The sequence below is a fragment of the Gaiella sp. genome, assembly GCF_035558935.1.
Taxonomy (GTDB): domain Bacteria; phylum Actinomycetota; class Thermoleophilia; order Gaiellales; family Gaiellaceae; genus Gaiella.
In genome coordinates, this window is record NZ_DATMBZ010000084.1 from 1 (window position 1) to 5,495 (window position 5,495).

General features: G+C 71.1%; 5 protein-coding genes. All 5 read right to left on the bottom strand.

Translation table 11 applies throughout. The features are described from left to right. Positions 1–129 precede the first annotated feature (129 nt). Positions 130–819 (bottom strand): hypothetical protein, encoded by a 690-nt coding sequence (locus VNM44_RS08255; protein WP_325624881.1) that lies wholly within the window; start codon positions 817–819, stop codon positions 130–132. A gap of 229 nt (positions 820–1,048) precedes the next feature. After that, entirely contained in the window at positions 1,049–3,550 is a 2,502-nt protein-coding gene (locus VNM44_RS08260; RefSeq protein ID WP_325624884.1) for an ATP-dependent Clp protease ATP-binding subunit, read from the bottom strand. Positions 3,551–3,553: 3 nt separating this feature from the next. Further along, complete coding sequence (locus VNM44_RS08265) at positions 3,554–3,919, bottom strand: heat shock protein transcriptional repressor HspR (RefSeq protein ID WP_325624889.1); 366 nt, start codon at positions 3,917–3,919, stop codon at positions 3,554–3,556. A 2-nt stretch (positions 3,920–3,921) separates the two neighbouring features. Then, the gene (gene dnaJ / locus VNM44_RS08270; RefSeq protein WP_325624891.1) at positions 3,922–5,022 is read right to left on the bottom strand and encodes a molecular chaperone DnaJ; all 1,101 of its coding nucleotides are present in this window, start codon (positions 5,020–5,022) and stop codon (positions 3,922–3,924) included. 4 nt (positions 5,023–5,026) lie between these two features. Next, positions 5,027–5,495: nucleotide exchange factor GrpE (locus tag VNM44_RS08275; RefSeq protein ID WP_325624894.1), on the bottom strand; the 469-nt coding region annotated here is incomplete at its 5' end.

The window sequence follows — 5,495 nt, forward strand, 5'->3', positions numbered from 1 at the left end:
CGCGGCGGATCTCCCGGAGCAGCGGGGCCCAGTCGTCGAGATCACCGCGGTCGAGCAGGTCGTCGAGCGCCGCCGGCCCGAGCTCCGCGACCGGCGTGTCGGACGCGTGGTCGAGATGCCGATGCCGCATCAGGCGCTCTCCCCCGAGAGCCGGTCGAGCATGGCGACGGCGAGCGCCTCGCACGCGCGCGCGACGTCGTCCCAGTCCTGCCAGCGCCTCTCGAGCTGCCGGTACTCGCGGAGGTCGACGTCCGACAGGTCGTAGGGCGCCGGCTCGGCGAGCTGCTTTGCGAGCTGCGTCGCGATCCGCCGGCCGCCCGCCCCGAGCTGGTCCTCGTAGTAGGCGTCGAGATCGGCGACGACCGCGCCAGCCTCGTCGCCGCCGAGCCTCTCGGCGAGCGCCACCGTGTCGAGGTAGTCGCGCGTGGCGTTTCGCCGCAGGATCAGCCATGCCTTGACCCTCAGCATCTCCGGGAGCGTCGGAATCCTGATCGTCCCCGCGGGCGTGTCGAGCTCCTCGAGCTCGAGCGGGCGCGTCCGCGCGAGCTGGCGGATCCCCGTCTCGATCCCGTCGAGGCTGCCGAGGATCAGGACCGGCCGGTTGACACGCGCAGTGCGCCAGCCCTGGGCCTGCTCGACATGGTCGAGCACGTCGTCGAAGCGCGTCCGGAGGTCCTCGAGCACGTGATCGTCGTCGAAGGAAACGCGATGCTTCGCGTGCGCAGCCGCCGCCGTCCCGCCGACGAGCACGGCGTCGGGAACCAGCCGCTGCAGGCGCGCCGCGGCTGCGAGCACGTCATTCCAGGACGGCTCACTCATACCTTGTAAATACTATGTCACTTACGGAATAGAGGCCAATCGAAGCCGATGAACGATCGCGTTCGGGTCAACAGACGCGACGTATCGCGCGCGATGAGCTCGATGCCGGGCTGCGTCCGATGGAACCCAGCGTCCGCATGCCGGGGCCGTGGATCGACCCGCGGCCCGCGTACTTCATCGTCGGTCACAAGCCCGCCGCCAGCTGACGCCCGCGGCATCGGCGCTCCCATCAGCGCTCCGCGCCGACCGGCTCCTCGACCGGCGGCGCGGCCGCCTCCTCCCGGGTGAAGCGGATCTCGCCGAGCTCGGAGTAGGCGCGGATCGTGTCGCCGTCGGAGAACTCGCCCTCGAGCAGCCGCAGCGCGAGCGGGTTTTCGAGCAGGCGCTGAATGGCCCGCTTGAGCGGCCTCGCACCGTAGGCCGAATCCCAGCCCGCCTCGGCGATCAGCTCTCTCGCACCATCTGTCAGCTCCAGTGACAGGCCGCGCTCGGCGAGGCGCTCGTTCAGCCGCGCGAGCTGCATCGTCACGATCTCCGAAAGTTGCTCGCGCGTGAGCGACTCGAAGACGACGATCTCGTCGATCCGATTGAGGAACTCCGGCCGGAACCGCTCTGCCATGTCCTCGAGCGTGCGGATGTTCGAGGTCATGATCACGACCGTGTTCCGGAAGTCGACCGTGCGGCCGTGGCCGTCGGTCAACCGGCCGTCGTCGAGCAGCTGCAGGAGCACGTCGAACACCTCGGCGTGCGCCTTCTCGATCTCGTCGAGCAGCAGCACGGCATAGGGCCTGCGCCGCACCGCCTCGGTCAGCTGGCCGCCCTCCTCGTAGCCGACGTAGCCCGGCGGGGCGCCGACGAGCCGGGCGACCGTATGCCGCTCCTGGTACTCGGACATGTCGAGCCGCACCATCGCGTGGTCGTCGTCGAACATGAACTCCGCGAGCGCCCGCGCGAGCTCGGTCTTCCCCACGCCTGTCGGGCCGAGGAAGACGAACGAGCCGATCGGCCTATTCGGGTCCTGCAGCCCCGAGCGCGCGCGCCGGAGCGCGTTCGAGACGGCCTCGATCGCGGCGTCCTGGCCGACGACCCGCTCGTGGAGGCGTTCCTCCATGTGGACGAGCTTCTCGACCTCGCCCTCGAGCAGCCGGTCGGTCGGGATACCGGTCCACTGGGCGACGACGGAGGCGATGTCGTCCTCGTCGACCTCCTCCTTGACCATCGGCGCCGCCGCCGGCTCGGCGCGCTCCGAGAGCTCGCGCTCGAGCTCGGGGAGCAGCCCGTAGCGGATCTCCGCGACGCGGGCGAGGTCGCCGCCGCGCTCCGCGCGCTCCGCCTCCATGCGCAGGTCGTCGATCTGCCGCGTGATCTCCTTGACGCGGTCGAGCACGTCCTTCTCGCCGGCCCAGCGGGCGGCGAGCTCGTCGCGGCGGGCCTTCGCCTCGGCGAGCTCCTTCTCGAGCGGCTCGCGCGTCGCAGGTGGCTCCTTCGCCATCGCCGCGAGCTCGATCTCGAGCTGAGTGACACGCCGCTCCGCCTCGTCGAGCTCGACCGGCGAGGAGTCGATCTCCATGCGCAGGCGCGAGGCCGACTCGTCGACGAGGTCGATCGCCTTGTCGGGCAGGAAGCGGTCGGAGATGTATCGATCCGAGAGCACCGCCGCGGCGACGAGGGCGGCGTCGCGGATGCGCACGCCGTGGTGCGCCTCGTAGCGCTCCTTCAGGCCGCGCAGGATCCCGATCGTGTCGGCCACCGTCGGCTCGCCGATGAAGACGGGCTGGAAGCGACGCTCGAGCGCAGGGTCCTTCTCGATGTGCGACCGGTACTCGTCGAGCGTCGTGGCACCGACCGCGCGCAACTCGCCGCGCGCGAGCATCGGCTTGAGCATGTTGCCGGCCGAGACGGCGCCTTCCGCGGCGCCGGCGCCGACGATCGTGTGGAGCTCGTCGATGAAGAGGACGATCTCGCCCTCGCTCGCGGTGATCTCGGCGAGGACGGCCTTGAGCCGCTCCTCGAACTCGCCGCGGTACTTCGCCCCCGCGAGGAGCGCGCCCACGTCGAGCGCCCAGACACGCTTGCCTTCGAGCCCCGACGGGACGTCGCCCGCGACGATCCGCTGTGCAAGGCCCTCCGCGATCGCGGTCTTTCCCACCCCCGGCTCGCCGATCAGCACGGGGTTGTTCTTCGTCCGGCGCGAGAGCACCTGGATCGTCCGGCGGATCTCCTCGTCGCGGCCGATGACCGGATCGAGCTTCCCCTGCTCGGCGAGTGCGGTCAGGTCGCGGCCGTACTTCTCGAGCGCCTGGTACGAGCCCTCCGGATCATGCGACGTGACCCGCTGGCCGCCGCGAACCTGCTGGAGTGCGGCGAGCAGCGCGTCGCGCGGGACGATCTCCAACGCGAGCAGCAGGTGCTCGACGGAGACGAACTCGTCACCGAGCGCCTTCGCCTCGTCGAATGCCTCGTCGAGCACGCGGCGGAAGGCCGCCCCCGCCTGCGGCTGCGCGCCGCCGCCGGAAACGGACGGCTGCTGACCGAGCCGTGCCTCCGCCTCGCTCCGAAGCGCGTCCGGCGACGCGCCGGAACGCTCGACGAGCGTGCGCGGCAGCTCCTGGTCGAGCAGCGCGATCGTCAGGTGGTCGGGAGTGACCTCGGGATTGCCGATCCGGCGCGCCAGCTCCTGCGCGCCCGCAACGGCCTCCCCGCTCTTGATCGTCAACTTGTTGAAGTCCATCTCTCAGCTCCTCGGTGCCGGCGGCTTCGGTCGCTCGTAGACGACGACCTCCCGCCGGTACTGCTTGTGGGTCATCTGGATCTCGTCACGGAGCTGGCGCTCGAGCTGGCGCATCCGCGCCTGCAGCCGGCGCAACTCGTCCTCGAGCCGCAGCACGTGCTCGACGCCCGCGAGATTGAGACCGAGCTCGCTCGTCAGCCGCTGGATCAACCTCAGGCGGTCGACGTCGTGCTCCGAATAGAGTCGCGTGCCGCCCGGCGTGCGCGCGGGACGGACGAGGCCGCGGGTCTCGTACATCCGCAGCGTCTGCGGGTGCAGCCCCGCAAGGTCGGCGGCGACGGAGATCATGTAGCGCCCGCGTTCCGGCATGGCTACGAGCTCCTCGCCAGGTGCTCACGGGGCTGCTCGCGCGACGTCGTCCGGTACGCCTCGAGCGCTTCCTTCTCCGCCTTCGACAGCTTCTTCGGCACCGTCACCACGAGGCGCGCGAGCAGATCGCCCTTGCCGCCGCCGTTCAGCTTCGGCGCGCCGCGCCCCTTGACGCGAAGCAGCTTCCCGCTCTCCGAGCCCGACGGCACCTTGAGCGCCACCGGCCCCTCGGGTGTCGGGATCTCGACCGTCGCGCCGAGCGCCGCCTCGGGATACGTCACGGGCACGTCGAGCACGAGGTCGGCGCCCCGGCGCTCGTACAGCGGGGAGGGCTCGACCTGGACACGGACGTGGAGGTCGCCGGCCGGCCCGCCGTAGAGACCGGGCTCGCCCTTTCCCTTGAGCCGGATGCGCGTCCCGTCCTTGGCGCCGGCGGGCACCTTCACCTGGTACCGGCGCGTGACGCGCTCGCGGCCCGTCCCGTGGCAGTTCTTGCACGGCGTGTCGACGATCACGCCGTTTCCGCGGCAGCGCGGGCACGGATGGGACAGCGCGAAGAGGCCCTGGCTGTCGGAGATGACGCCGGAGCCCTGGCAATCGGGGCACGTGCGCGGCGCGGTCCCGGGCTCGGCGCCGGTCCCGCCGCAGACGTGACAGGCCGTCTCGACCTCGACGGGCACGCGGATCTGGACTCCGTTCAGCGCGTCGTCGAACGAGATGCGAACGCGCGACTCGAGGTCGCCGCCCCGTTCGGGGCGCGGCCGTCCTGCGCGCTGCTGCCCGCGCCCGAAGAACGAGCCGAAGTTGCCGAGGATGTCCGACAGGTCGCCGAGGTCGACGTTCTCGTAGCGGACGCCGCCCCCGGGCCCGAACCCCGGTCCGGGACCCTCGGGGCCGAACCGGTCGTACGCCTGGCGCTTCTCCGAGTCGGAGAGGATGTCGTAGGCCGCCTGGACGTCCTTGAACCGCTCCTCGGCGGACGAGTCGCCGGGGTTCCGGTCGGGATGGAGCTCGCGTGCGAGCTTCCGGTACGCCTTCTTGATCTCGTCGTCGGATGCCGTCTTCGAGACGCCGAGGACGTCGTAGGGGTCGCGAGGCGGCACGTGTCTACCCCTCCGCCACGACCACGCGTGCCGGGCGCAGCACGACGTCCCCGATCTTGTAACCGCGTGTCACGACCTGGACGACGTGGCCGGGCTCGACCCCGTCGCCGGGCTGGGTCATCAGCGCCTCGTGGACGTGCGGATCGAACGGCCCGTCCGCGGGAATCTCCTCGACACCCTCGGAGGCCAGCACTGCCGCGAGCGCGTCCTTCGTCATGCGGACGCCCTCGAGCACCCTCGCCTCCTCGTGGTGCTCGGCCGCGTCGAGCGCGCGCTCGAGGTCGTCGAGCACGGGCAGGAGCTTCGCGACGACGCGCTCCCCCGATCGCGCCAGGATCTGCGTCTGCTCGCGGGCGACACGCTTGCGGTAGTTGTCGAAGTCGGCCGCGACGCGGCGCAGGTCGTCGAGCACCTGCTCCCGCTGGCGCTCGGCGTCCTGGAGCCGAGCAAGCAGGTTGTCGAGGTCGAGCTGA

Coding starts and splice junctions, on each gene's coding strand:
- VNM44_RS08260 (WP_325624884.1), bottom strand. CDS start 3,550: ATGGACTTCAACAAGTTGACGATCAAGAGCGGGGAGGCCGTTGCGGGC.
- VNM44_RS08265 (WP_325624889.1), bottom strand. CDS start 3,919: ATGCCGGAACGCGGGCGCTACATGATCTCCGTCGCCGCCGACCTTGCG.
- VNM44_RS08255 (WP_325624881.1), bottom strand. CDS start 819: ATGAGTGAGCCGTCCTGGAATGACGTGCTCGCAGCCGCGGCGCGCCTG.